20 protein-coding genes and 2 pseudogenes are annotated in these 25,899 nt (G+C 64.9%); 12 read left to right on the top strand and 10 right to left on the bottom strand.

The genetic code is table 11. The annotated features are described in order from the left end of the window. Nucleotides 1-23: 23 nt before the first annotated feature. The 3 genes from FFI87_RS24815 to FFI87_RS24800 form a co-directional block, all read right to left on the bottom strand. On the bottom strand, nt 24-794 hold the full coding sequence (locus tag FFI87_RS24815; protein ID WP_138848676.1) for a hypothetical protein: 771 nt from the start codon (nt 792-794) through the stop codon (nt 24-26). Nucleotides 795-879: 85 nt separating this feature from the next. Then, complete coding sequence (locus tag FFI87_RS24810; protein WP_012365819.1) at nt 880-1,320, bottom strand: hypothetical protein; 441 nt, start codon at nt 1,318-1,320, stop codon at nt 880-882. A gap of 678 nt (nt 1,321-1,998) precedes the next feature. Continuing rightward, the gene (locus tag FFI87_RS24800; RefSeq protein ID WP_138848677.1) at nt 1,999-2,991 is read right to left on the bottom strand and encodes a LysR substrate-binding domain-containing protein; all 993 of its coding nucleotides are present in this window, start codon (nt 2,989-2,991) and stop codon (nt 1,999-2,001) included. A gap of 660 nt (nt 2,992-3,651) precedes the next feature. On the opposite strand from FFI87_RS24800, the gene FFI87_RS24795 reads away from it, so the two are divergent. The 7 genes from FFI87_RS24795 to FFI87_RS24765 all read left to right on the top strand — a co-directional run bounded on the left by FFI87_RS24795 (nt 3,652) and on the right by FFI87_RS24765 (nt 14,953). Further along, entirely contained in the window at nt 3,652-5,067 is a 1,416-nt protein-coding gene (locus FFI87_RS24795; protein ID WP_006753602.1) for a circularly permuted type 2 ATP-grasp protein, read from the top strand. Between the two features lie 64 nt (nt 5,068-5,131). Further along, nucleotides 5,132-6,073, top strand: coding sequence for an alpha-E domain-containing protein (locus FFI87_RS24790; protein ID WP_011658544.1), 942 nt, complete (start codon nt 5,132-5,134; stop codon nt 6,071-6,073). Between the two features lie 8 nt (nt 6,074-6,081). Next, entirely contained in the window at nt 6,082-7,098 is a 1,017-nt protein-coding gene (locus tag FFI87_RS24785) for a transglutaminase domain-containing protein (RefSeq protein WP_138848678.1), read from the top strand. A gap of 93 nt (nt 7,099-7,191) precedes the next feature. Then, nucleotides 7,192-10,626, top strand: coding sequence for a DUF2126 domain-containing protein (locus FFI87_RS24780; RefSeq protein ID WP_138848679.1), 3,435 nt, complete (start codon nt 7,192-7,194; stop codon nt 10,624-10,626). A 212-nt stretch (nt 10,627-10,838) separates the two neighbouring features. Continuing rightward, nucleotides 10,839-13,445 carry a circularly permuted type 2 ATP-grasp protein gene (locus FFI87_RS24775; protein ID WP_138850180.1) on the top strand — a complete coding sequence of 869 codons (2,607 nt, stop codon included), beginning with the start codon at nt 10,839-10,841 and terminating at the stop codon, nt 13,443-13,445. Further along, entirely contained in the window at nt 13,439-14,497 is a 1,059-nt protein-coding gene (locus FFI87_RS24770; RefSeq protein WP_138848680.1) for a transglutaminase N-terminal domain-containing protein, read from the top strand. The genes FFI87_RS24775 and FFI87_RS24770 overlap by 7 nt, the downstream gene beginning before the upstream one ends. A 183-nt stretch (nt 14,498-14,680) precedes the next feature. Next, complete coding sequence (locus tag FFI87_RS24765; protein ID WP_060346405.1) at nt 14,681-14,953, top strand: hypothetical protein; 273 nt, start codon at nt 14,681-14,683, stop codon at nt 14,951-14,953. A gap of 77 nt (nt 14,954-15,030) precedes the next feature. Here the strand turns inward: FFI87_RS24765 and pip are convergent, their stop codons facing one another. Then, entirely contained in the window at nt 15,031-15,963 is a 933-nt protein-coding gene (gene pip / locus FFI87_RS24760) for a prolyl aminopeptidase (RefSeq protein ID WP_006760245.1), read from the bottom strand. 155 nt (nt 15,964-16,118) lie between these two features. After that, nucleotides 16,119-16,286: a hypothetical protein gene (locus FFI87_RS34590; RefSeq protein ID WP_186381732.1), complete on the bottom strand. Its 168-nt coding sequence runs from the start codon at nt 16,284-16,286 to the stop codon at nt 16,119-16,121. Between the two features lie 3 nt (nt 16,287-16,289). Here FFI87_RS34590 and FFI87_RS24755 point away from each other — a divergent pair, with 3 nt between their 5' ends. Continuing rightward, nucleotides 16,290-17,441 carry an acyltransferase family protein gene (locus FFI87_RS24755; protein ID WP_138848681.1) on the top strand — a complete coding sequence of 384 codons (1,152 nt, stop codon included), beginning with the start codon at nt 16,290-16,292 and terminating at the stop codon, nt 17,439-17,441. Between the two features lie 42 nt (nt 17,442-17,483). On the opposite strand, the pseudogene FFI87_RS24750 reads toward FFI87_RS24755, so the two are convergent. From FFI87_RS24750 to FFI87_RS24735, 4 genes and pseudogenes are all read right to left on the bottom strand, one after another. Continuing rightward, nucleotides 17,484-18,271, bottom strand: a pseudogene (locus FFI87_RS24750) (multidrug ABC transporter ATPase). Between the two features lie 34 nt (nt 18,272-18,305). Then, a complete protein-coding gene (locus tag FFI87_RS24745; protein ID WP_138848682.1) occupies nt 18,306-18,689 on the bottom strand; it encodes an ATP-dependent protease in 384 nt (127 codons plus the stop codon). Nucleotides 18,690-19,311: 622 nt separating this feature from the next. Next, the gene (locus FFI87_RS24740) at nt 19,312-21,462 is read right to left on the bottom strand and encodes a nuclease-related domain-containing protein (RefSeq protein WP_138848683.1); all 2,151 of its coding nucleotides are present in this window, start codon (nt 21,460-21,462) and stop codon (nt 19,312-19,314) included. Nucleotides 21,463-21,732: 270 nt separating this feature from the next. Continuing rightward, nucleotides 21,733-22,359 (bottom strand): annotated as a pseudogene (locus tag FFI87_RS24735) (tyrosine-type recombinase/integrase). Nucleotides 22,360-22,545: 186 nt separating this feature from the next. On the opposite strand from FFI87_RS24735, the gene FFI87_RS34585 reads away from it, so the two are divergent. Next, the gene (locus FFI87_RS34585) at nt 22,546-22,698 is read left to right on the top strand and encodes a hypothetical protein (RefSeq protein WP_186381731.1); all 153 of its coding nucleotides are present in this window, start codon (nt 22,546-22,548) and stop codon (nt 22,696-22,698) included. Nucleotides 22,699-22,798: 100 nt separating this feature from the next. Here the strand turns inward: FFI87_RS34585 and FFI87_RS24730 are convergent, their stop codons facing one another. Further along, the gene (locus FFI87_RS24730) at nt 22,799-22,987 is read right to left on the bottom strand and encodes a hypothetical protein (RefSeq protein WP_138848684.1); all 189 of its coding nucleotides are present in this window, start codon (nt 22,985-22,987) and stop codon (nt 22,799-22,801) included. A 260-nt stretch (nt 22,988-23,247) separates the two neighbouring features. Here FFI87_RS24730 and FFI87_RS24725 point away from each other — a divergent pair, with 260 nt between their 5' ends. Genes FFI87_RS24725 through FFI87_RS24715 form a run of 3 tightly spaced genes read left to right on the top strand, consistent with a single transcriptional unit; the run spans nt 23,248 to nt 25,873 of the window. Continuing rightward, complete coding sequence (locus FFI87_RS24725) at nt 23,248-23,598, top strand: hypothetical protein (protein ID WP_138848685.1); 351 nt, start codon at nt 23,248-23,250, stop codon at nt 23,596-23,598. Nucleotides 23,599-23,652: 54 nt separating this feature from the next. After that, complete coding sequence (locus FFI87_RS24720; RefSeq protein ID WP_138848321.1) at nt 23,653-24,912, top strand: IS256 family transposase; 1,260 nt, start codon at nt 23,653-23,655, stop codon at nt 24,910-24,912. Nucleotides 24,913-24,970: 58 nt separating this feature from the next. Then, nucleotides 24,971-25,873 (top strand): hypothetical protein, encoded by a 903-nt coding sequence (locus FFI87_RS24715; protein WP_138848686.1) that lies wholly within the window; start codon nt 24,971-24,973, stop codon nt 25,871-25,873. Nucleotides 25,874-25,899: the final 26 nt, after the last annotated feature.

The raw sequence follows: 25,899 nt of genomic DNA, 5'->3' as shown, positions 1-25,899 counted from the left end.
AGGCCCGGCGGCATCCGGCCGGCTCACAGGCGGTTACGGATCGCTTGTCCAAGCAGCGCGCGCGATTCGCTGTTCTTCGGGTCGATCGCGAGTGCCCGGCTCGCGTTTTGCTCCACGCAGTTCCATTCGTCCATCTGGGCGCACGAGCGCGCCTTGGCCAGCGCGCGGGCGCCTTCCACCTCCTCGCGCGTCACGCTGGCCGCCTGCATGTGGGCCGAGTCCGCTGTATACGAATGCGGCTGAATGCTCGGCTCGGGGTCGGTGGATTTTTTCGTGCGCGCCAGCGTCTGCGAACGCGACGTCCGGTGCGCGTCGGATGAGCGCGTGGGGCGCGCGCCGGCGGATGCGGCAGACGCGTTGGCCGCGAGCGTCGTGGATGACCCATGCGCACGGCGCGTATGTTTCGGGTGGGACCGGGCCGCCATTGGCGGCGCCACGGTGGGTTCGGCCGCCGCCGACATCACGGGCGCGGCCTCCGCCGCCGACGATTTACCCGGCGCGGCCTGTGCGACGGTCGATGCGGTGCCGGCGGACGCGGACGGGCCGGACGCGTTGTCCATTACGGCCACGATGGCGTCGCGAGACTTCTGGACGGCGGTGCCGACCATGCCGGCGATATCGTGCGTCACGGTCGTGTGGGCTGCGTTGCCCATCCCCACGTCGCGCTCGACATACGCGAACGCACCGAAGATCGCGGCAAACGCGACGATGCTGAGGGCCGCATTCTTGCCCGGGCCCCAGGAGGGTTTCGGCTGACGGACCGGCGCGTCGTCCGGTCGCTCTGCGCGAGTCATTCCATGCTCCTCGTTTCGGTGGATAGCGGGGGATCGCGGTGAAGGGCGCGATCGTGCGGTGTCGGCACGCGGATTCGGGCGGGGCTCACCATTTCAACTGCGTGGTGAGCGCACCCGTTTCGACGATCGCGAACTGCGTCGCCCCCTGATAGGTGCCTTCGACCCGGTAACTGGCCTCGGGCACACTGAATAGACAGCGCGGCCCCGTGGCCTTGAATTCCAGCAGCACGCGGCCGTGTCGCCGTAGCCGGACCTGCACGTTGGACAGCGGCTGGCCGGTGCTGCCCGCCACGAACGACACACCGAGGTTGTACGGACGGCCGTCGGGGGGCAGGGGCGCCGTACCGTCGATTCGTGCATCACCGCAGATGTACGAAATCACGTATCGCTCCGGGCCCGCGCCGGACGCGGGCATCTCGGTTTGGGTTTGGGTCTGGCCCTGGGCCACGGCATCGATGCAGAGCGCGAATACGACGACGATCCCGAGCAGCGGGCGAGCATGCTGTTTAAACGACGAGGAAGACATTGCCACCTCCATCCGGAATCAATGACAACGCATTTATTCCGAGTCGAAATTATATGCGTGCTTTTACGACATGCTATTGATACACGATGGGTTTTCAACAAACAATTGTGTGTGGCCCGCACGACACACTGTTTAAAATGTCGTATTTAAATAGGATTTGCATTTATTCGACGAATCTTTAAAATCATAATAAAGTCGATGTTGCCGGACATGAAACTTGCTCGGCGGTAGCGATGACCCGTGCGGAAACTTACGACGTAAGAGGTACCGGATTTGTGCGGAAAAATAACGACTGATAAAAGGAAGTTTTGCCTCTTATTCGAGGCATTTCCCTGACATCGGTACACATGGCGTGAAAATGAAAAAAGAGGGCGCGACGGTTTTGGTGAGAATCGCCGTTCCATGAAAATCGAAACTTTTGTTGTGATCTGTAACAGCGTATTTCCCCTGTTGAAAGCGGAAAGTTATTCGGTATCAGATATTTCTAATAGAAAGAGATACAGCCGGACTCGCAAACGTTTGGCTATTTAATTCGCTTGATCAAGCGTGCGATATTCGCATCGACACCCCGTGCAGGAGCGGAAAATGCGGGCGGCCGCCGTTGGAGTGACGGCGCGACGCGCGGTTATCCGCGCATCGTGCGCCGGCGAATCAGTCGATGAGGGACGGGGAAGAGCGTTATCGGCTGCCGCCGACACTGCGGCGCGCGATGCGCACGGCGGGTGTTGCCGGCTCGGCCGCGATCGAGCCGTCGGCCGCGGTGCGTGGCCGGTTCATGATGTAGGTCCACAGCTGTTCGGCCGCGAGCCCGCGCTTGCGCGCGGACCGGTACAGGCGGATCTCGAGCTCGGTGATCCAGTCCGCCGAGCCCGCCCGCACGAGCGAGCCTTCCGCGAGTTCCTTCGCCACGCAGCTTTCCGGCAGCCAGCCGATCCCGTGCCCGGCCACGACCATCCCCTTGAGCGCCTCGGACATATGCGTCTCGAAGCAGCGGTGCAGCGCATACGATTCGGACGCGTTCAGCAGCAGCATCTCGACGACGTTCCCGAGGAACGCGCCAGACGAATACGCGAGCAGCGGCAGCGGCGCGTCCGGCGTGCCCGGCAGTTCGAATACCGGCCGGCCGTGCGCGTCGGGCGTCGACACAGGCAGGATCCGTTCGACGCCGAGCGTGACGAACGGGAAGTGGTTCGGATCGAGCACGATCGGCAGTTGCGGATGGTGATAGCCGAGCAGCAGGTCGCACTCACCTTCGACCAGTTGCTGCACGCCTTCGGGCACGTTCACCGCATTGACGCGCGCGGTCACATGGCCGACTTCGCCGTTCAACTGCTTGAGCCATTCGGGGAACAGCGTGAACACGAGCGTATGCGCGACCGCGAAGCGCACGACCTGGTCGCTGGCCGCGAACTGGTCGTAGCCGTTCACGAGGTTGCGTGCCGCATACATGCTGCGCAGGATGTCCGCGGCCAGCCCGCGGAACATCTGGCCGGCCGGTGTCAGCGTGATGGGGTTGATGCTGCGGTCGACCAGCTTTGCGTCCATCCACGTTTCGAGCGCGGCGATTCGTCTGCTGAACGCCGACTGCGTGAGGTGCCGATGACGCGCGGCCCGGGAAAAGCTCTTGGTATCCGCAAGGCTCAGGAAATCTTCCAGCCACTTCGCTTCCATTTCGATCTTCGCTTGTTATGGTCGGGCGCCCACAGGGGCGGCGGCGCCGTTTCGCTGCACGAACCTTCTAGCCTACCGCGCCTCGCGCGCCGGCAGCCGATGTTTTTTTTCGATCGGTGTCAGTCGAAATATGCATGAGCATTGTCGGCGGCATTACGGCTGCATAAGTTTGAGGCGCCGGACCCGGCTAACCAGTTAGTTCACCGCGTCGAACGCTGGTGCGGCCGCAGACGGTACTTCCCCAGGGCCGGCCTGCGCAGGTTGCGTGGCCGGCCCGCTTTCCCGAGAGCGGTTGCGCCGCGCCATCCTGGTCGGCGAACAGGGGCGGGGATCCAGGCGCCCAGGGCCAGGGCAAGCGGTGCGGGGCACCATTCGCCACGACGGCCACGATGGGCACGGGCGCCCATTTGGTGCAGTGCAGATTGCGCATTGGTGACACGCGGGGGAACTATGTTCGACTGGCGCGCGCGATCGCGGCGCGTCGATGCGGCGGAGAGAGCCGTCGCTGCACCGTCGTGGTGCGTCATGGCGCACGAGCGTGCGCGCTGCGGCGCCAAAAGGGGGGAATCGAGCGGATAGCGCAAGGCACGTTCCTTGCAAAGAAGTGAGTACGCCGGTCCGGCATGCGCAATGCCGGGGAGAACGATGGAGAACAATTCGATGAAACCGTTCGATGAAATGCTGCAATCCGGCGACATGGTGAGAGCGCCTTACGCGCGCCTCAAGCAGTGGCTCGACACGCAGAACCCAGCAAGCCTCGCCCAGAAGGCCCACGACGCCGAAGGCGTGTTCCGCAGGACGGGCATCACGTTCGCCGTGTACGGCGACGCGCAGGCCGCCGAGCGGCTGATTCCGTTCGACATCGTGCCGCGCATCATCTCGGGCGCGGAATGGAGCCGGCTGTCGCTCGGCATCGAGCAGCGCGTGATGGCGCTCAACGCGTTCCTCGACGACATCTACCACCGCCAGGAAATCGTCCGCGCGGGCATCGTGCCGAAGCACCTGATCGCGCACAACGAGGCGTTCATCCCGGAGATGATCGATTTCCGGCCGCCCGGGAACGTTTACACGCACATCATCGGCGTCGACATCGTGCGCACCGGCGAAAACGCGTTCTACGTGCTGGAGGACAACGCGCGCACGCCATCGGGCGTGTCGTACATGCTGGAAAACCGCGAGACGATGATGCAGCTCTTCCCGGAGCTGTTCCAGCAGGTCAAGGTGCGCCCGGTCGAGACCTATCCGCAGATGCTGCGGCAATCGCTCGCGGCCGTGTGCCCGCCGGGCGGCAACGCCGACAACCCGACCATCGCCGTGCTCACGCCCGGCATCCACAATTCCGCGTACTACGAACATTCGTTCCTCGCCGACCAGATGGGCGTGCACCTCGTCGAGGGCAGCGACCTGCAGGTGGTCGACGGCCGCGTCGCGATGCGCACGACCGAAGGCTTCCGGCAGATCGACGTGCTGTACCGCCGCGTGGACGACGCGTTCCTCGATCCGCTCACGTTCCGCCCCGATTCGGTGCTCGGCGTGGCCGGGATCATGGATGTCTATCGCGCCGGCAACATCACGATCGCGAACGCGCCGGGCACCGGCATCGCCGACGACAAGGCGATCTACTCGTACATGCCGGAGATCGTCGAGTTCTACACCGGCCGCAAGGCGTTGCTGGAGAACGTGCCGACCTGGCGCTGCGGCGAGGCCGACAGCCTGAAATACGTGCTCGACCATCTCGACGAACTGGTCGTGAAGGAAGTGCACGGCTCGGGCGGCTACGGGATGCTGGTCGGGCCGTGCGCGTCGAAGGCCGAACTCGAGGCGTTCGCCGCGAAGCTGCGCGCGCGACCCGCGAACTACATCGCGCAACCCACGCTGGCGTTGTCCACGACGCCGATCCTGACCGAAGCCGGCCTCGCGCCGCGCCACGTCGACCTGCGGCCGTTCGTGCTGGTGTCGGATCGGATCCGCATCACGCCGGGCGGGCTGACGCGCGTCGCGCTGCAGGAAGGATCGCTTGTCGTCAACTCGAGCCAGGGCGGCGGCACCAAGGACACCTGGGTGCTGGCCGACTGAGCCGGGCACGACCGCGCGCGCCGCAGCCGGCGCGCGAACCGAACGAAGACGGAGTGGACACGAGATGCTTCTGGGACGAACTGCGAGCGGGCTCTACTGGATGTACCGCTATATCGAGCGCGCGGAAAACATCGCGCGCATCGTCGATGCCGGGCTGCGGATGGCGCTCACGCGCACGGCCGACGCGCCGGCCGAATGGTCGTCGGTGCTGGTCAGCTCGGGCGCGGACGACGGCTATCGTCAGAAGTACGACGCATATGCCGCCGATACCGTGACCGACTACCTGCTGCGCGATCGCGACAATCCGTCGAGCGTGCTGTCGTGCATCGAGGCCGCGCGCTCGAACGCGCGGATGGTGCGCACGGCGCTCACGCGCGAGGCGTGGGAAAGCGTGAACGGCGCGTGGCTCGCGCTGCGCCGCGCGCTCGCGGAGCCGGTGCCGGAGAGCGGGCTGCCGGCGGTGCTCGACGAAGTGAAGCGCGAAACCGCGCTGATCCTCGGCAGCTTCTACAGCACGATGCTGCGCAACGAGATCTTCGATTTCGCGCAGATCGGTGCGTTCGTCGAGCGTGCCGACAACACCGCGCGGATCATCGACGTGAAGTATCACCTGCTGCTGCCGTCGGTGTCGCACGTCGGCACGATCCTCGACAACTACCAGTGGGAGACGATCCTGCGCTGCGTGGCCGCGCACCGGTCGTATCGCTGGGTGTACGACGTGCAGTACAAGCCGATGAACATCGCCGACTACCTGATCCTGAACGGCCGCATGCCGCGTTCGCTGCGCTACTGCTACGGGCGCGTCGTGTCGAGCCTGAACCTGCTCGCGAAGGATTACGGCGTGACACACCCGTGTCACGACACGGCCGCGAAGATCCTGCAGATGCTGTCCGATACCTCGGTCGAGCGGATCTTCAAGAGCGGCCTGCACGAGTTCCTGACCGACTTCATCGGCCGCAACAACAGCCTCGGGGCCGATATCGCCCAGGCCTACAACTTCGACTGAGACTTGCCATGCGACTCGCCATCCGACACATCTCGCGTTATAAGTTCGACGACCAAGCCACCCATGCGCTGCAACGGCTGCGGCTGCGCCCGCAATCGGGGCCCGGGCAGACGGTGCGCGCGTGGCAGGTCACGATCGACGGCGTCGAGCCGACGCTGTCCTATGCGGACGGCTTCGGCAACCGGATCGATCTCGTGCGCCACGACCCCGGCGCGAGGAACGAGATCGTCGTGGTCGCGGCCGGCGTCGTCGAGACGCAGGACCGCGCGGGCATTCTCGGCAACTCCGAGGGCTATGCGCCGCCGTGGATCTTCGAGCGCGAGACCGCACTCACGAAGGCCGGCGACACCGTGCGCGAGCTCGCGCAGGCGCTGCCGATCGAGCCGCACAGCCTCGATGCGCTGCACTGGCTGATGACGGAAGTGCACGATCGCATCGCGTACGCGCCGACCCTGGCCGACGCGCCGGTCGATGCCGAAACCGCGCTGCAAAACGGCGAGGGCACGAGCCGCGACCATGCGCATGCGTTCATCGCGGCCGCGCGCGTGCTGAAGATTCCCGCGCGCTATATCTCGGGCTACGTGCTCGCCGACAGCGCGATGCAGCGCATCGCCGACGCGAAGCAGAGCGTGAGCGACGAGGACCAGGAGGAAGCGCTTGCGCTGCAGAGCGGCGAGGGCATGGAGCAGGCGCTCGGCGCGTCGCATGCCGCGCAGTCGCAATCCCAGTCGCAATCGCAGTCGCAGGGGCAATCACAGTCGCAGGGGCTGCAGCAGCCGGCGCTCGGCGCGCAGCCGCAAGCGGCCGCGCTGATGCAGCAGCCGGCCGGGCACGCGTGGGCCGAGGCCTATGTCGAGGGGCTCGGCTGGGTCGGCTTCGATCCGTTCATGAACCGCTGCCCGGACGAGCGCTACGTGCGCATCGCGGTCGGCCTCGACCATCGCGACGCGCAGCCGGTGACAGGACTCGGCGCGCGCGCCGTCGGTGTCGAGATCAGCGTCGTGCAGTCGCCGGAACTGGTCTGACGCGCCCCTTCGCCGAATTCGCCGTGCCGTGCCGCCGCAGTGACGGCGACGCGGCGCGCGCGGCCGGCCCAACCCGAACCGAGCGGCTCCCCCATGCCCATCCACGTCGCGCTGCATCACACCACCCGCTACCGTTACGACCGGCCCGTCAACCTCGGGCCGCAGATCGTGCGGCTGCGGCCCGCGCCGCACTGCCGGACGCCGATCGTCGCGTATTCGATGACGGTCGAGCCCGCCGAGCACTTCATCAACTGGCAGCAGGACCCGTTTTCGAACTATCTCGCGCGGCTCGTGTTTCCGGAACGCACGGAACGCTTCGAGATCACCATCGATCTCGTCGCCGAAATGTCGGTGTACAACCCGTTCGACTTCTTTCTCGAAGCGAGCGCGGAGCAATATCCGTTCAGCTATGACGATGCGCTGAAGACCGAACTCGCGCCGTATCTCGCGTGCGATCCGGCCACGAGCGAGGCCCCGCGGTTCCGCGCGTATCTCGACAGCGTCGACCGCACGCCGGCCGGCACCACGAACTTCCTCGTCGCGCTGAACCAGCAGCTGCAGCGCGACATCGGCTATCTCGTGCGCCTGGAGCCGGGCGTGCAGACGCCCGAGCAGACGCTCGAGCTCGCGTCCGGGTCGTGCCGCGACAGCGCATGGCTGCTCGTGCAGCTGTGCCGGCATCTCGGCATCGCCGCGCGCTTCGCGTCCGGCTACCTGATCCAGCTCACGCCCGACGTGAAGGCGCTCGACGGCCCGAGCGGCACGTCGGTCGACTTCACCGACCTGCACGCCTGGTGCGAGGTCTATCTGCCGGGCGCCGGCTGGATCGGCTTCGATCCCACGTCGGGCCTGCTCGCCGGCGAAGGGCATATTCCGCTCGCCTGCACGCCGCAGCCGACCAGCGCCGCACCGGTCGAAGGGCTGATCGACGAATGCGAGGTGTCGTTCGAGCACGAGATGACGGTCACGCGCGTGTACGAATCGCCGCGCGTGACGAAGCCGTACACCGAGTCGCAATGGGAGGCCGTGCGCACGCTCGGCACGCAGGTCGACGGCGCGCTGACGGCCGGCGACGTGCGGCTGACGCAAGGCGGCGAGCCGACCTTCGTGTCGATCGACGATCGCGACGGCGCCGAGTGGAACACCGATGCGCTCGGCCCGACCAAGCGCGGCTACGCGACCGAACTCGTGCAGCGGCTGCGCGCCGAATATGGCGAAGGCGGCTTCCTGCATTTCGGGCAGGGCAAGTGGTATCCGGGCGAGCAGTTGCCGCGCTGGGCGCTGTCGATCTTCTGGCGCGCCGACGGTCAGCCGGTGTGGCAGGATCCGTCGCTGTTCGCCGACGAGCGCGAGCCGTCCGCGCTGACGACCGACGACGCGAAGCGCTTCATCGACGCGCTGGCCGCGCGCCTCGGCCTGACCCACGAATTCGTGCAGCCCGGTTACGAGGACGTGTGGTACTACCTGTGGCGCGAGCGCCGGCTGCCCGTCAACGTCGATCCGTTCGATTCGCGCCTCGACGACGAGCTCGAACGCGCGCGGCTGCGCAAGGTGTTCGACCAGAAGCTCGACAGCGTGGTCGGCTACGTGCTGCCGCTCAAGTGCGCGGATGACGAGTCCGGCAGCGATCGGTCGAGTCTCGACGGTCCGCGCTGGCAGACTGGCCCGTGGTTCTTCCGCGACGAGCGGATGTATCTCGTGCCCGGCGATTCGCCGATGGGCTATCGGCTGCCGCTCGATTCGCTGCCGTGGGTCACCGGCGCCGACTATCCGTACCTGGTCGAACGCGATCCGTTCGCGCCGCGCGCCGCGCTGCCGGACGCGACCGCGTTCCGTGCGCGTCACGTGGGCACGGCCGACGCGCCGCGCTATCTCGCCGGCGCACATCGCGAAGCGCCCACGCAAACGGTCATGCAGTGGCGCGGCGACGGCACCGACGCAGCCGGACGGCACGCGCCCGGCCAACAGGATTCGCAGCGCCGCCCCGAGCGCTTCGAATCCGCCGGATGGATCACGCGCAGCGCGCTGTGCGCCGAAGTGCGCAAAGGCATCCTGTACGTGTTCATGCCGCCGCTCGCCGCGCTCGAGGATTACCTCGACCTGCTCGCGGCGATCGAGCTGACCGCGCACGCGATCGGCGTGAAGCTCGTGCTCGAAGGCTATCCGCCGCCGCGCGATGCGCGGCTCAAGCTGCTGCAGGTCACGCCCGATCCCGGCGTGATCGAGGTGAACATCCATCCGGCCCGGAGCTTCGACGAACTCGTCGAGCAGACCGAATTCCTGTATGACGCCGCGTGGCAGTCCCGCCTGTCCAGCGAGAAGTTCATGGTCGACGGCCGGCACGTCGGCACGGGCGGCGGCAACCACTTCGTGCTCGGCGGCGCGACGCCGGCCGACAGCCCGTTCCTGCGCCGCCCGGACCTGCTCGCGAGCCTGATCGCTTACTGGCACAACCATCCGTCGCTGTCGTACCTGTTCTCCGGGTTGTTCATCGGCCCGACGAGCCAGGCGCCGCGCGTCGACGAGGCGCGCAACGACCAGCTCTACGAGCTCGACATCGCGTTCGCGGAAATCCAGCGCAACAAGCTGCTGTACGGGCAGGACATGCCGCCGTGGCTGGTCGACCGCGTGCTGCGCAACCTGCTGATCGACGTGACCGGCAACACGCACCGCAGCGAGTTCTGCATCGACAAGCTGTATTCGCCCGATTCGTCGACCGGCCGTCTCGGCCTGCTCGAACTGCGCGCGTTCGAGATGCCGCCGCATGCGCGGATGAGCATCGTGCAGCAACTGCTGCTGCGCGCGCTGGTCGCGCGTTTCTGGGCCGCGCCGTACACGACGCCGCTCACGCGCTGGGGCACCGCGCTGCACGATCGCTTCATGCTGCCCGCGTTCCTAAAAATGGATTTCGACGACGTGCTGGCCGAGTTGCGCGACGCCGGCTTCGGCTTCGATCCGGCGTGGTTCGCGCCGCACTTCGAGTTCCGCTTCCCGCTGTTCGGCCAGATCGCGGTGAACGGGATGGAACTGTCGCTGCGCGGCGCGCTGGAGCCGTGGCACGTGATGGGCGAGGAGGGCGCGCCCGGCGGCACGGTGCGCTACGTCGATTCGTCGGTCGAACGGCTCGAAGTGCGCGTGACGGGGCTGAACGACAACCGGCACGTCGTGACCGTCAACGGCCGCCCGCTGCCGCTGCAGCCCACCGGCACCGTCGGCGAATATGTCGCGGGCGTGCGCTACAAGGCGTGGGCGCCGCCGTCGGCGCTGCATCCGACCATCGGCGTGCACGCGCCGCTCACGTTCGACATCGTCGACACGTGGCTGCAGCGCTCGCTCGGCGGCTGCCGGTATCACGTCACGCATCCGGGCGGGCGCAACTATGCGACGTTCCCGGTCAATGCGTACGAGGCCGAAAGCCGCCGGCTCACGCGTTTCGTCGAGATGGGACACACGCCGGGACGGATGACGGCATCGGCCGCCGCGCCGAGCCGCGAATTCCCGTTCACGCTCGACCTGCGGCGGCCCTGAGCGCCGGATGAACGGACGCTCGACGGTGCGCGGTTCGCGACCTCCCGGCGCGCCGGCCGGAGTGCTAGGATGCGGGCAGGCCGCGGCTGCCCGCCGCGTCCGCCGTGCCCGGCCGCCGCTGCGGCGGCGCGCGGGCACGGCCGCACCCTGACGACGGAACGATACCGACCGTGCCGCTCATTCACCCCGACAATCTCGCCGACGCCGACGCGATGCCCACGCTTTTCGATACCGGCGCGCAGCCGGACGCCGCGGAACTGGCCGCCGCGCTCGCGGCGCCGGCCGCGGCCGGCCGCTACGACGAACTGCGCGGCAGTGCCGCCGGCCTCACCGCGCCGCTGCTCGCCCCCGCATGGCGCAGCTTCTTCACGTCGATCGGCAGCGACGGCGTGGCTGACCTCGATCGCCGCGCCGACGCGCTGCAGCGACGCATGCGCGAGAACGGCCTGTTCTACCAGCTCCACGAGCAACGCGCGGGCGACGGCGCGGCCGGCCCCTGGTCGCTCGACCTGCTGCCGCTGATCGTCACGCCCGAGGATTGGGTCGCGATCGAGCGCGGCGTGCTGCAGCGCGTGCGGCTGTTGAACGCGACCATGGCCGACCTGTACGGACCGCAGACGATCCTGGAACGCGGGCTGCTGCCGCCCGCGCTCGTCACCGGCCACCCGGGCTACCTGCGCGCGATGCGCGGCGCGCGCGTGCCGGGCGACACGTGGCTGCACATCGTTGCGTTCGATCTTGCGCGCGGCCCCGACGGGCAATGGCGGATCGTCGCGCAGCACACGCAGGGCCCGTCCGGGCTCGGTTATCTGCTCGAAAACCGGCTGATCGTGTCACGGCTCTTTCCGCGCGGCTTTCGCGGGCTGCGCGTGCAGCGGCTCGCGGCCGCGTACCGGTCGCTGCTGCAGAGCATGCAGGCACTCAGCCCTACCGCCAAGAATTCGCGGATCGTGCTGCTGACGCCGGGGCCGCACAGCGCGACCTACTTCGAACATGCGTATCTCGCGCGCTATCTCGGTCTCACGCTCGTCGAGGGCGGCGACCTCACCGCGCGCGACAACCACGTGTTCCTGAAGACGCTGCGCGGGCTCGAGCCCGTGCACGGGATCCTGCGGCGCGTCGACGACGCGTGGCTCGATCCGCTCGAACTGCGGCCCGATTCGATGCTCGGCGTGCCGGGGCTGCTGCAGGCCGTGCGCGCGGGCAACGTGCTGCTCGCGAATGCGCCGGGTTCGGGCTTCCTCGAGTCGCCTGGCATGCTCGGCTTCATGCCGCGCCTCGCGGAAGCGCTGCTCGGCGAAACGCTGACGCTGCCCGCCGTACATTCGTGGTGGTGCGGCGAGGCCGCCGCGTGCGACGACGCGCTGCCGCAGCTCGCGCGCGGCATCGTCAAACCGTCGTATCCGCCCGACGCGCAGGCCGGCGGCGGGTTCGATCCGGTGATCGGCGCGCGGCTCACGCCGGCGCAGCTGGCCGAGTGGCGCGCGCGGATCCTCGCGCGGCCCGAGCATTACACGGTGCAGGCCGACCTGCCGCTGTCGCAGGCGCCCACCTGGCCGGGGCGCGACGCGCCCGACGGTAACGGCGGCGCGCGCATCGTGCCGAAACCGTTGCTGCTGCGCGTGTTCGCGCTCGCCGACGGCGCGCAGCGCTGGCGGCTCCTGCCGGGCGGCCTGTCGCGGGTCGGCACGCGCGATACGCTGTTCAACGCGCCGATGCCGCGCGGCGGCAGCACCGTCGATACGTGGGTGATGACCGAAGGCATCGTCGATTCGACGACGCTGCTGCAGACCCGTCTCGGCCCCGATGATCTCGTCGAGCACCCGCGCGCGATCGCGAGCCGCGCGGCCGAGAACCTGTTCTGGCTCGGCCGCTACACCGAGCGCGCGACCAGCCTGATGCGTCTCGCGCGCGCCGCGCTGGAGCGGCTGCGCGGCGAGGACGACGTCGACAGTCCCGCGCATCTGGAGCTGATCGACACGCTGTGCCGCGACACCGGGCTGATCGCGTCCGACGCGCCGAACGCCGTCGATGCGCCGCGTGCGTTCCAGCACGCGCTCGCGACGTCGCTCACGCGTGGGGCGGACCGCACGTCCGGCATCGCGTCCTGCCTGTTCGGGATGCGCGGCGCCGCCGCCGCGATCCGCGAGCGGCTGTCGAGCGATCAGTGGCGGCTGATCGACGACGCGACGCAATTGTTCGCCGACAGCGCCGACCATCCGGAAGCCGAAGAACAGATCGGCAACGAGGCGCTGCAACTGCTGGAGCGGCTGGGCCTGCTGCTCGGTGCGATCACCGGCGCGCAGACCGACAACATGACGCGCGACGACGGCTGGCGGCTGCTGTCGATCGGCCGGCAGATCGAGCGGCTGGACTTCCTGTGCAGCGTGCTGAAGTTCGCGTTCGACGACGGCGCCGTGCACCGGCAGGACGGCTTCGAGCTCGTGCTCGAACTGTTCGACAGCACGATCACGTTCCGCTCGCGGTTCCAGCGCGGCTTCGACGTCGCGCCGCTGCTGTCGCTCGTGGTGCTCGACACCGACAACCCGCGCTCGCTCGGCTGGGTCGTGCAGGCGCTGCGCGGCCGGCTGACGAAGGTCGAGCGCAGCGAAGGCTATGCGCTGTCCGAACTCGCCGAGACGATTCCGGACGTGCCCGCGTGGTCGCTGCACGAATTGTGCGAAACCGGCGACGACGGCCGGCACGACAAGCTGCTCGACGCGCTCGACACGACCGTGAAGGCGGTGTGGGAATTGTCGAACCGGATCGGCGAGCGCTATTTCAGTCATGTGCGCGACGCGGGCCGGACGCTATGGTGACGACGAAACACGCGGCGAAGATGTCGCCCGCGCCGGCTTCCGGCAGCGCGAAGGACGCGCCGGCGGCTACACCAGCCACACCCGCGGCGCCGACTGCCGTCACGCCCGGTCGCGTGCTGCGCGTGACGCACGACACCGAATACCGCTACGCGGCGCGCGTCGAATCCGCGCAGCACCAGGCGCGGCTGCAGCCGCTCGCGACGCCGCGCCAGCAGGTGCTGTCGTTCGCGCTCGACATCGAGCCCGCCCCGGAGTCGGTCTGCACCGAGATCGATGCGTTCGGCAACGCGCGCGCGTCGTTCGCGCTGAACCAGCCTCACGATGCGCTGCTCGTGCGCAGCCGCAGCACGGTGCGCGTGAGCGCGCCCGTATGGTCGCTAGGGGCACGCGGCGCACCGCCGCCCGCGATCGCGAGCCCCGACGCCGATCATGCGATGGCGTGGGAAGCCGTGCGCGAGCGCTTGCAGTTTCGCGCGGGACAGCCGTACGACGCGGCGAGCGAGTTCGTGTTTGCGTCGCCGCACGTGGCGTGCGATCCCGAGCTGGCTGCATACGCGGCCGCGAGCTTCACACCGGGGCGGCCGCTCGTGCAGGCCGCGTGGGACTTGATGCGCCGGGTTCACGCCGATTTCGCGTATACGCCGAACAGCACCGACATCACGACGACCGCGCTCGATGCGTTGCGATTGCGCAAGGGCGTGTGCCAGGATTTCGCGCACGTGATGATCGGCGCGCTGCGCTCGCTCGGGCTCGCCGCGCGCTATGTGAGCGGGTATCTGCTGACGCAGCCGCCGCCCGGGCAGCCGCGGCTGATCGGCGCGGATGCGTCGCATGCATGGATCGACGTGTACGACCCGGCATGGCCCGAAGATGGCGGCTGGCTGCAACTCGACCCCACCAACGACCGTGCGCCGGGTGACGACTACGTGATGCTGTCGATCGGCCGCGACTATGCGGACGTGACGCCGTTGCGCGGCGTGATACGCGGCGGCGGCGCGGATCAGGAGCTGAAGGTCGGCGTGACGGTCGAGCCGCTCGACGAAGCGTCGTGATACGCGGTGATCGGCCCGATACACCGCTCGCCGGCCGTTTAAGTCGTCGTTAATACTGCCCGCCTAGCATGATGGTGCCGGCGAACGGATCGGACCGGTCCGGCGCCGGCGGCACGCGCGGGTGCGTCGACGTCACGGCGCCGCGCCGTCGCGCGCAGCCATTCCCTTGCAACGGCGGCAGAGATGATCAAGAACTTCGACTACCCGCTCGGCAACGAGACGATCGCGCTCTGCGCGAGCTTCGGCGCGGGCCCTGCGTTCCGCCGCGTGCTCGTGAGCCGCGCGGATTCGATGGAGACGCTGGTGGTGCTCGACGCGCGCGGGCTGTCCGGCCTGCTGAAGGTGGCGACCGAGGAGCCGGAAGGGTTGCTCGACGATGCGATCCGCAAGGTCGGGGACGAACAGCTCGTCGAGCGCGCGATCAGCGGCCGGACGATCGTCGAAGCCGCGTTGTGAGCGGGGCGGCGCGGCGCGTGCAGGCCGGTCTTGCCGGCCGCAGCGCGCTGCATGGTGTCTCTCAGTGCTGATTGCGCTTACGCGGCGAACCGGTCCGTTGCGGCGAGCAGCGCCTTCAGGATGCCCGGTTCGTTGTACGCGTGCCCGGCGTCCGGCACGATTTCGAACGTCGCGTCGGGCCACGCTTTCGCGAGATCCCACGCGGTGCGTGCGGGCGTCGCGATGTCGTAGCGGCCCTGGACGATCACGCCCGGAATGCCGGCGAGGCGATGCGCATCGCGCAGCAACTGGCCTTCGTCGACGAACCCGCGATTCACGAAGTAGTGGTTTTCGATCCGCGCGAACGCGAGCGCGTAGCGGCCATCCGCGAAGTGCTCGGCCAGCGCCGGATCGGGCAGCAGCGTGATCGTGCGGCCTTCCCAGAGGCTCCATGCACGCGCGGCTTCGAGCTTCGCGGCTTCGTCGTCGCCCGTCAGCCGGCGATGGTACGCGGCCATCAGGTCGCCGCGCTCCGCTTCCGGAATCGGCGCGAGGAATTCCTCCCACAGGTCCGGGAACAGCCACGACGCGCCTTCCTGGTAGTACCACAGCAACTCCGCGCGACGCATCGTGAAGATGCCGCGCACGACGAGCGCGCTCACGCGTTGCGGGTGTGTTTGCGCGTAGGCGAGGGCGAGCGCGCTGCCCCACGAACCGCCGAACACGAGCCATTGCTCCGCGCCCGTCATCTCGCGCAGCCGCTCGATGTCGGCCACCAGGTCCCAGGTCGTGTTGTTGTCGAGGCTGGCATGCGGCGTCGAGCGCCCGCAGCCGCGCTGGTCGAACAGCAGGATGTCGTAACGCTCGGGATCGAACAGACGGCGATGGTCGGGGCTGCAGCCGGCGCCCGGGCCGCCGTGGAGGAACACCGCCGGCTTGCCGGACGGGTTGCCGCAGCGCTCCCAGTAGATGTGGTGGCCGTCGCCGGTGTCGAGGTGGCCGTGGGCGTAGGGTTCGATCGGTGGGTACACAGGCAGGCTCCGGGTGAGGGTCGACAGGACGGCGGACGAGGCGCGGGCCGGGATGCGAGCGGAATACGGCAGCGCCGGTATCGCGGGAGATTGCGGCGCCGCAAGATTCGTTGTGTCTGCATCTGGCCGCCGCTGCCGCCGGACAATGCCGGTCATTATGCCCATTCATTCGGGCCGCTGCGCGGCGGCCCGCGCCCCTGAATTTTTGAAATAATTTCATTCCGATATTTTTCAGACAAAATCGCGGCGGCATGTCGGCGCTGGCTCGGAATCGGGAATTGCGCGTCGGCCTGCCATCCCTCCACCGTGCCAACGGAAGTCATCCGATGAACCATCGCGTCAAGCAGCTGACAGGGTTGCGCGCCGTCGCGGTCACGATGGTTGTCGTCGGCCACGCGGAGCACGTGCTGCCGGGCGGCTACACCGGCTGGCTCGCGCCGTTGCGGCTGATTGCCGACGGCCGGCTTGGCGTGCTGATCTTCTTCGTCCTGAGCGGGTTCCTGATCACCAACGTGCTGCGCGCGGAGTTCGCGCGCACCGGCGGGATCGCGCTCACGTCGTTCTACGTGCGCCGCGCGCTGCGGATCTGGCCGGCCTGCTACGTGTATCTCGCGGTCGTCGGCATCCTCGCCGTCGCCGGCTTACTCGACGTCGACCGCCGCCAGTGGCTGTATGCGGCGCTGCATCTGTGGAACTACTCGGCGTGGTTCGGCCTGGCCGGCGACAACGCGCTGCATCCGGACGGCGCGTGGTATCTCGGCCATTTCTGGTCACTTGCGCTCGAGGAACAGTTCTACTGGTTCTGGCCGCTGCTGTTCGTGTATGGCACCCGCCACCGCGGCACACGCTGGCTGGCTGTGCTGATTCTCGCCGTGCCGCTCGTGCGCACACTGACGTATTTCGTTGCGCCGGCGCTGCGCGGGCAGCTCGCGATGATGCTGCATACGGGCGTCGATCCGATCCTGATCGGCTGCTACGCGGCGCTCAACCGCGAACGGCTCGAAGCGTGGATTGGCTCGTGGCGCGGCGAGACGCGTATCGTGACGGCGATCGTCTTCATCGTGCTGTTCGGGATGCCGCTTGCCGAACATCGGCTCGGCGGCTTCTGGAATGCAACCTACGGCGTGACGATCGAGGCCGCGCTGATCGCGATCGTGATCGTCGTGCTGAATTTCCGCAGCGAGTTCTGGTGCGCGCGATGGCTGCGGGCTCGGCCGGTCGTGTTCGTCGGTACGATTTCGTTCAGCCTGTATCTGTGGCAGCAACCGTTCGCGAACCCGGGGCTGCCGGTCGCGCATGCGTTTCCGCTCGGCATCGTGTGGGCGCTGCTGGCCGCGACGGCAAGCTATTTCCTCGTTGAAAAACCGTTCCTGCGGCTGAAGGATCGCTACACCGCCCGCGAGGCGCGACGCGTGCGCGACGACGCGCTGCGGATGCCGGCGGCGACCGATGCGATCGGGCCGAAGGTGGTGGAGTAGGCGGGCGCCGTCTTACTTGAAGCGCTTCCGCGCGGCGGGCGATTACCAGAAGTTCCGGAACATATTGATGCCGTACGATTTGCCGTCGTATTTGACGACCGTGCGCGCGGTTCGCTTGCCCGTCTCCGAATAGCTGCCGTCCTTGCGTTGCGTCTCCGTGACGTGTGCGGTGATCGACAGGTCGGCGAAGCCATGGCTCGATGTTTTCTCGACGGCGATCGTCATGTTCGCATCTTCGCTGCGGGCGTCGCCGGTGCCTGGACCGCAGGCGTCGCCTTCGACACTGACCCAGCCGTACAGGTTCGTGCCGAACACCGGGCGGATACGATCGCCTTCGCGAACCCACAGCGTCAGCTCTTCGCTTGCACTTGCATCGGGACAGCTCGCCCCGCGCGCGCTGCTCAGGAACACGACACCGAATGCGCGCACATCGGGCGACAGCCGATACGGCGCGGTGTCGATGCGATAGCTGTTCTCGCCGGCCTCCGTCGCGGCATCTTCCTCGATCACCGACCGATCGGCCGCTACGACCTTGCCGCCTTCGACAAGCGCGATGACTGGAGCTTGTTGTTGCCGCCCGGGTTCTCGTTCTTCGGCAGCGAATCGAACGCGACGGCTGCGATTGTCGTCTGCGGCGAGTTCGGCATCACCTTGCACGCCGATGCGATGACGAGCCTGTCCGCGTCGCGCGTGGCGATGCGTGCACTCGCGATGCCGGCCCAGCGGGCGACGGCCGTGATGGCTGCGTCGTCGCAGGGCTGGTTGTCGGCGGCGTGAGCAGCGGGAGCGAGGACGAGTGCCAACAGAGGGATGAAGCGGGGGAGTCTCATGGCGACACCGGAAAAGGTACTTCGCATCTTTCGATCAGAGATCTCCGCGCACTTCACCGGTTCCCAGCGCGCTCCGTTGCCGATTGACTTCCGCCCAAAGCTCATCGCTGTCGTCGTTGCGTAGCACGACCATGCAGTCCAGTTGATCGGCAGTCACGCCGAAGTAGTCCAGGATTTCCCGGCGAACCGCATCGACGAACTGCGCGTATTCCGGGGTTGTCTGGGCCTGAGCGTGCAAGGCGTCGTATGCTGCATCGTCCACGCCGCCGCCGTGCTCGTCGATATAGCGCGAGATCCACTGGTCTCGTTCGTGGTCGTAATCTGCCTCGGCGCGCATCGCTTGCACAGCCGTGTAGAAATCCAGTTTGGCAAACGCGGCGATCGCCGCCGTTGTCGCCTCGTCGAATGTAGTCGTCATTCCATTTCTCATGTCTGTCATGGCATAACCTCGCTCGGGCTGTGCCCTGCTTGGTGCCGCGAATTCGGACGGCGTGATACGCCGCCTTGCACAGATGTTTTGTGCCCTGCAAAGGCACCATGATTGGGATGCTCACGCCTTCGGGTGCGCCATTCATCGGGACCGTCCGGCAACGGGGCACTCATTTTGCCACTGCAAGCACAGCGATCGCGATGGAAACGACGGGCGCGGTAGATCGCGGAAGTTGTCGAGGGAATCATCGCAAGCGTCACTCTGGCACTTAAGCGTCAATGCGGGCGTTGGTCGTGAAGGGCTCATAATGGCCGAGCCGAACGCCGCCGGATATCTCCTCGGTGGGCCGTTACCGGCTCAAAACGACCCGAAGCGGTCATTGCGGTTTCGTTGAACAACGTCCGTTTTTGCAAGCCGCCCCATAAGGCGCGAGCGAGCTACTTACCGTCCGGACCAGATTGTGGTCATCCTCCCGGTCGTGGCTCTCCTCATCAAGAACCACGTTGGTGGGCTGAAATAGTGCGACGAGCCGGGACGAGTCTGTCTATAACGCAAGGACACCTGGGTAACGTAGCAAGGCAACGGCGCATACCCGGCTAGGCGCTCCTGACTAGCTCAAGCAGCACTTCTTGTACTTGCGCCCACTGCCGCAGTAACACGGGTCATTCCGACCGAGTTTCTGACGACTGACTTTACGTGAATATTGCGCCAAAGCATCGCGCACGTTAGATGCCGGCTTCATATCAGTTGTAAGCCGCTCCATTTCATCAGAGATTTCCCACGGGAAATCCAGGGTGACGCCGAACTGGACTTGCCCGTCCGGGCTGACAGAGACACCAAACCACTGCGCCGCACGTTGCCGATACTTGCGTTTGGCGCAGTGTGTCTCCAGCACTGCAATCGCTTCGGGAGATGGCGTTGGATTGCAATGGAAGCTAACCCCACAAGGTGGTGTGCTCGATGCAAGCGTAACGTCGTGTCGCCTACCGTCGAACTGCGCTTTCCGTGTGATGATCTCAAGTGCACGATGAACGTCCCTACACGCATCTTCGTCCATTGAAAGCAAATGGAACCCGAGTTCGAGAATTGCCGGCTTCGCCTTAACTTCGATTTCTTTAATGAGACTCTCGTAGCGAGTTCCACGCATCTTTGTCAGTATTCCCGCCGGTGTATCGTCGCCAAGCAGATTATCCCTGCGGACCAGCATCGCGGTATCCAGATCTTGAGCGATGGAATCCTCGAGCATGACACGATCGTACCTCTCATCCAGCCAGAGATTCTGTTTTAGGTGGTAGCCGAGCACGGTCAGCTCGTGTCCGCTCATTAGCTTGTCCGAGACGGCTACGCGCAACTTCACGTAGCTTAACAGTCGCAACGGCGACGTCAGCATCTCCGTCAACGTGTCGAGAAAAAACACGTCCATCACGAACGGAGATCGGATGACATCGGTAGTCTGGAATTTCAACGACTGGCTTGCCTGAAAGGCAAGCGCCGGATAGTGCTCCGATACAAGACTGAACAGGAAGACCTCTTTGATGCGCAGTGGAAGCCCGACTTCTTTCTCGTTGTCGTCAATCAGACGACATCCACCGGCAAGCATCTCGCTCGCGCACGTCCAGCCCTGATCATATGAATCTTGGATGGCGGCAGCGAAGTCGGCCTTCAACTGGTTATCGTTTCCTTTCCGCGCGGCGATGGTCAGCTTCTTCGCCTTTGCTTGCACGACGATGAGCCGGTCTCCATAGATGACGAGGACATCCGCTTCACCGACGATGTCTTTGCCACGATGCAAGTTCACGTTCATATGGACGTGTTCGCTGCCGAAGACCTTGGCTAGCCGGCGTGCAGCGAACTGCTCAGTAAAAGCTCCGCGATGCTTTGCGGCCGTCGGACGGTAGGGTTTGTCTTCCCACATCCAGAAGAAAGGGGATTCGTATAGCGCCTCGTAAATAGCGTAGTGCGAGAAAAGGAGCACAGTCCCGCGGTCGGTAGGTAGGAGCGGCCGAGCGGCAACCTCATTGAAGTCGCCCACCTCCTTGAATCCCGAGTTGTCTCCCGAAAAGAGGAATGCGTGGAAAAAGGCTTCGACTACGCACTTCGAAATACCGCTATTAGATATCACCTCATCCAGCGAGAACTCGAATGCCGGTAACCAAGTTGCAGGCGGAGCCTTGGCAGTTCGGGCATCCTCGAAGAGTCTCGTCCCCTTTTCCTCCATCAAGGCGCACATCGTCTCCGCGATAATCCGCGCCTGGTTGGAGGTGAACCCTTTAGTCTCGAGCATCCAATCGTCATCGGCCCCGTACTTCTCAGGCACGAAGTCCCTATACTGGAAGGCGTAGGCGGACTCTGTGCCATAGAAGATGGGCTCTCGCATGCCCGGTCCGCGCCACGGATCTGGTGGCTCGGTACCCGCCTTCATCGCCCCGATCATGGCCGCGAACATCGGGTAAGACATCGCATCGTGCAATTCTCGCATAAGGGAATCAGTGCGCTTGACGTACTCCTCGATCACTCCGCATGGCTGCGGAGACAAGTCCAACGGATTCTTGACCATCAAGCCTATCAGCGTCGTCAATTCCGTCCGAATTAGCCGCTCTCTACTGAACAGCCGTTCCATGTCGGACGGCTTCAATTTGCCCTGGAAGTGAATGACGTTGTCGCGATGACAGATATGTGCTACCGCATGAATGTATCCAGACGATGCAGCTAGCTCGACTAGGTCCTCAAAAATTTGGGCTTCATCCCGCGGTTGCTTCATGGGTTCCCCTTTTTAGCTCGCGAGTCTCGTTTACGAAGCTCTTTTCGTGCTGATTTTCCGCTTCGCGTCAAAGGTTTCGACGACAACCGGAGTGACCATCGATTGATTATCTGTGCATTGGAACAGCACATTGGGCGACCGGTTCCGATGCCAACTGTCGCTGTACGGTCGAGCATTCACCGGCAGCGATCAGGCTATAGCAGACTCTCAGATTTTATCTCTCAATGACGGTTCCTGGCCGGCAAGCGACCGCTCGCCGGCCGAGGTACATCAAACCTCGGTTTGCTCCGCCATCTCAAGGGCATCGTCGACCTCGATGCCGAGATAGCGAACCGTGCTTTCTAGCTTCGTATGCCCGAGCAGCAGCTGTACCGCCCGAAGATTTTTCGTTCGCCGGTAGATCAGCGACGCTTTGGTCCGGCGCATAGTGTGGGTACCGTATGCGGTATCGTCGAGTCCAATCGACGCGACCCAGCGATGCACCATTCGGGCGTATTGCCGGGTCGACAGATGCGGTGACGAATGCAACCGGCTCGGAAACAGAAAATCCGCGGCCTTCAGCCCTCGCGCTTCGATCCAAGCTTCGAGGCTATCACGGGTCTGTTCCGTGATCTCGAATTGGACCGGCCGCTGGGTCTTCTGCTGCATGACGGTGGCCCTCGCAGCCACGTGGCTTCCGTGACGGACGTCCTGCACCTGCAATCGCGTGAAATCGCACGCTCGAAGCTTGCTGTCGATTGCGAGATTGAACATCGCGAGCTCACGGACGTTCGACGCCATCTAAAGCCTCGTCCTGATCGCCCAAATTTCTCGGAGCTTTAGCGGCGGTTTCTGCCCGGTGAGTTTGCCCTTGTTCCATGGCACACGACGGCTAACGGCGACACTCTCGGATCTCATGACAATCTCCTTTCAGGCACAGGGAGATTGAGTGTGCGCCTACGGACGGTCGCTACCCGACCCGTTGCCGACGGTCGCGTTGCGACCAACCCAACGGCAGGTAGCAGAGTAGTTCGGTCATCTAGGCTGCTTTCCTCCGACCGTCCTTTCGCTGAGCGTCGGTGAGCGTGGCGCCGCACCGACCGCATGGGCCGCGTCGAGCGCGGCGATAGCGGTATCGACATCGAAACTGGTGTCGAACACGAATACGCGGGCCTGCTCGACGCGGCCAAGATTGATGCCGTGGGCGATGATTCGCGCGCAGCGCGCTCACTGAGCGACAGCCGTTTGTTGATCTGAGGGCGGCGACAGCGCGGGTCACGGCGACTCTGTTTTCTGCCTCGTTCCGGACGTGGGCGCCGGCGCGCATGGAAGCTCCGCGGCTGCTTTGGCTCGGGGGCTAGACACGCGCCGTGCGCGAGCCGGGGCTGACCGCGGTGGGCAGCGCGGAGGCCTTCACCGAACGTTTTCCCAGATTCACGAGCAAGCTGGCGAGGGAAGCGAAGGTCCACGAGGAGAGCGGAGCCGGTGCTGTCTTCTTGGCGTGGTGTTTTGTAGCAAGCAAGAGCGCGGCGGGATCGAGTGCCATGGGCCCCTCCTGACGCGAGGGCACGGCGGAGATCGCCGACGCGCCAGACGAGGACACCGCCTTGCTTTTGCGGCTTGGGAATTACGTCGGTATCGATTCGGTGAGTTACGTACGAGGCGCGCACGAAACAAGTGCTGCTACCATGGACGCTATCTGGCAAGTAAAAAGGGCGGCAAAATCCGCAGTCGCTGCCAGTAAAATGCCGCTGTATTTCAGTGCGCGAACCGATAGAGCTATCGATAGAGGCAACGGGAGGACGGATGAGAAACCACACGATGGGCCGGCCGTTCAACACGGCATCGACATATGACTACTTCCGCCAACGAGAAGCCGAACTCGTACAGGAGATTGAATCGCTGGAAAACGACTATGTCCTCAAAGCGTCAGCAAGTGAGCTCGAGGACTATTTCCTGTCTAAGTACCGTTTGGAACCTCTCACGCTTGATTCGGACGGCCATTACATGGACGAGCCGCGCAGTGTAGATATGGCCGTCTATAGTGATTTCGAGTTTGGTTTTCCCGGCGCGCGGCAAAGGTCCGCCAAGGGAACGCAGCTTTCCATTTCGGTGCCATACACTGGGTCTCGCGACCTCTGGCACCTCCAACCGTGAGCCTATCCGAACCTTTGTGTGTGAGGCATAAACTGATGGCCAAGGAGCCACTTTATGCCACGCAAACGCAAGGAAGAAGTGACGATTGAGCCGGGCAAGGGCTTGAACCTGGACCCGGAACTGATCAAGCAACTGGTGCCCGGGACGTTGGACCGCGCAACGATCAACGAGCAGCTCGCTGCGCTCAAGAAGGCGATCTTCGAGCGCGCGCTGGGTGGCGAGTTGACGCACCACCTTGGCTACGAGAAGGGTGAAGCCAAACCGGGCGGCCGCACGAACCATCGCAACGGCACCAGCCGCAAGCGCATCGCGACCGATGACGACCTGCTCGACGTCGAGATTCCGCGCGACCGCGAAGGCACCTTCGACCCGGTGCTGATCGCCAAGGGCGAACGGCGTTTCACCGGCTTCGACGACAAGATCATCGCGATGTACGCACGCGGCATGAGCGTGCGGGAGATTCAGGGCTTCTTGCTGGAGATGTACGGCATTGAGGTGTCGCCGGACTTCATCAGCACCGTCACCGACGCGGTGATCGACGAAGTGCGTGAGTGGCAACAGCGGCCGCTCGAGCCGATGTACCCGGTGGTGTTCTTCGACGCCTTGCGCGTCAAGATCCGCGACGAAGGCGTGGTCCGCAACAAGGCGATCTACTTGGCGCTGGGCGTGCGCCGCGACGGCACACGTGACGTGCTGGGCCTCTGGATCGAGCAGACCGAGGGGGCCAAGTTCTGGCTGCGGGTGGTGAACGACCTGAAGCTGCGTGGCGTGCAGGACATCCTGATTGCCGTGGTCGACGGCCTGAAGGGCTTTCCGGAAGCAATCAACACGGTGTTCCCGGAAACGACGGTCCAGACCTGCATCGTGCATCTGATCCGGAACTCGCTGGACTTCGCCAGTTGGAAAGACCGGAAATCCGTCGCGGCGGCGCTCAAGGAAGTCTATCGGGCACCGTCGGCCGAAGCGGCCGCCGTGGCGCTGGATGCGTTCGATACGAGCCCGTGGGGTACGAAATACCCACCGATTGCCGCCCTCTGGCGACGAGCCTGGGATCAGGTGATTCCGTTCTATGCCTTCGCGCCCGATATCCGGAAAATTGTATATACGACCAACGCCATCGAGTCGCTGCACATGCAGCTTCGAAAGATCATCAAGGCGCGCGGCCACTTCCCGTCGGACGAGGCCGCGCTCAAACTGATCTGGCTAGCGCTGCGCAACGTCGTAGCCAAGTGGACCGGTTCCCGGCACGATTGGAAGAGCGCGATGACCCAGTTTGCGCTGCTTTACCCGGAACGATTCAACATTGGAGTCTGAAACTCAATCCGCCTCACACACGAAATTCCGGATACCTCCCCAACCGTCGACGTTTACGATGCATCCTTATCCCGAACTGAATGTCGGAGATACCGAAGTAACGTTTTATTCGACCTTCCGAGATGATCAAGCCAACCCGCAGCAGATCAAGCAGCAGATAGACAGCAACATCAGAATGTTGATCGAAGCGGCGGCCCAAATTCGTAACGATGTTATGGGCCATAACCGCAGCGTCGAGAACTCCGTTCGTACAGTTTTGGCGCAGAAAATCGCCAAAGCAAAGACCGCCAACGGCGCAATTTCGGCATTGGGCATACCGATGAAGCCGCGCGATAGGCCTATGACGTATGTCGCGCCCGATGTGCGCCGAAAGCCGCCTGTGAGTCGGCCTGCCGCGGCCACCGCGAAATTTGCTCCAGAACCCACCCTCGAACAAAAGGAATATGAACACATCCTCAGCGTGATCCGGAGCATGTCGCTAGTCATTGAGCGAAACCCTAACGCCTTCGCGTCGCTGGATGAGGAGGCGATTCGAACACACTTTCTCCTGCAATTGAACGGGCACTACGACGGCACAGCGACCGGCGAGACCTTCAACGCGGCTGGTAAGACCGATATTTTGATCCGTGTCGACAACCGCAATATTTTCATTGCCGAGTGCAAATTTTGGCGAGGCGAAAAAGGATTCGACGAGGCAATTGAGCAGCTTCTAGGATACCTTTCATGGCGGGATTCAAAATGTGCTCTGCTCATTTTCAACCGGAACAAAGACTCATTCGCGGTACGGCAGAAGATGCACGAGGTGATGATAGCAAGATCGGAGTATCGTAAAACCGCGAGCCACGTACCGGACGGCGACTGTCGCTATGTCTTTGTCAAGAGTTCCGATCCTGGGCGCGAGATTCACATCAGCACTATGCTATTCGACATTCCGGCGCCGTTGAACACGACATCAATATAAGCCGCTGCGATCATCGCTAGCCGAGG

The sequence above is a fragment of the Burkholderia sp. KBS0801 genome (assembly GCF_005937855.2).
Taxonomy (GTDB): domain Bacteria; phylum Pseudomonadota; class Gammaproteobacteria; order Burkholderiales; family Burkholderiaceae; genus Burkholderia; species Burkholderia ambifaria.
The sequence above is the reverse complement of the archived record's forward strand: the minus strand, read 5'-3'. Positions and strand labels throughout refer to the sequence as shown.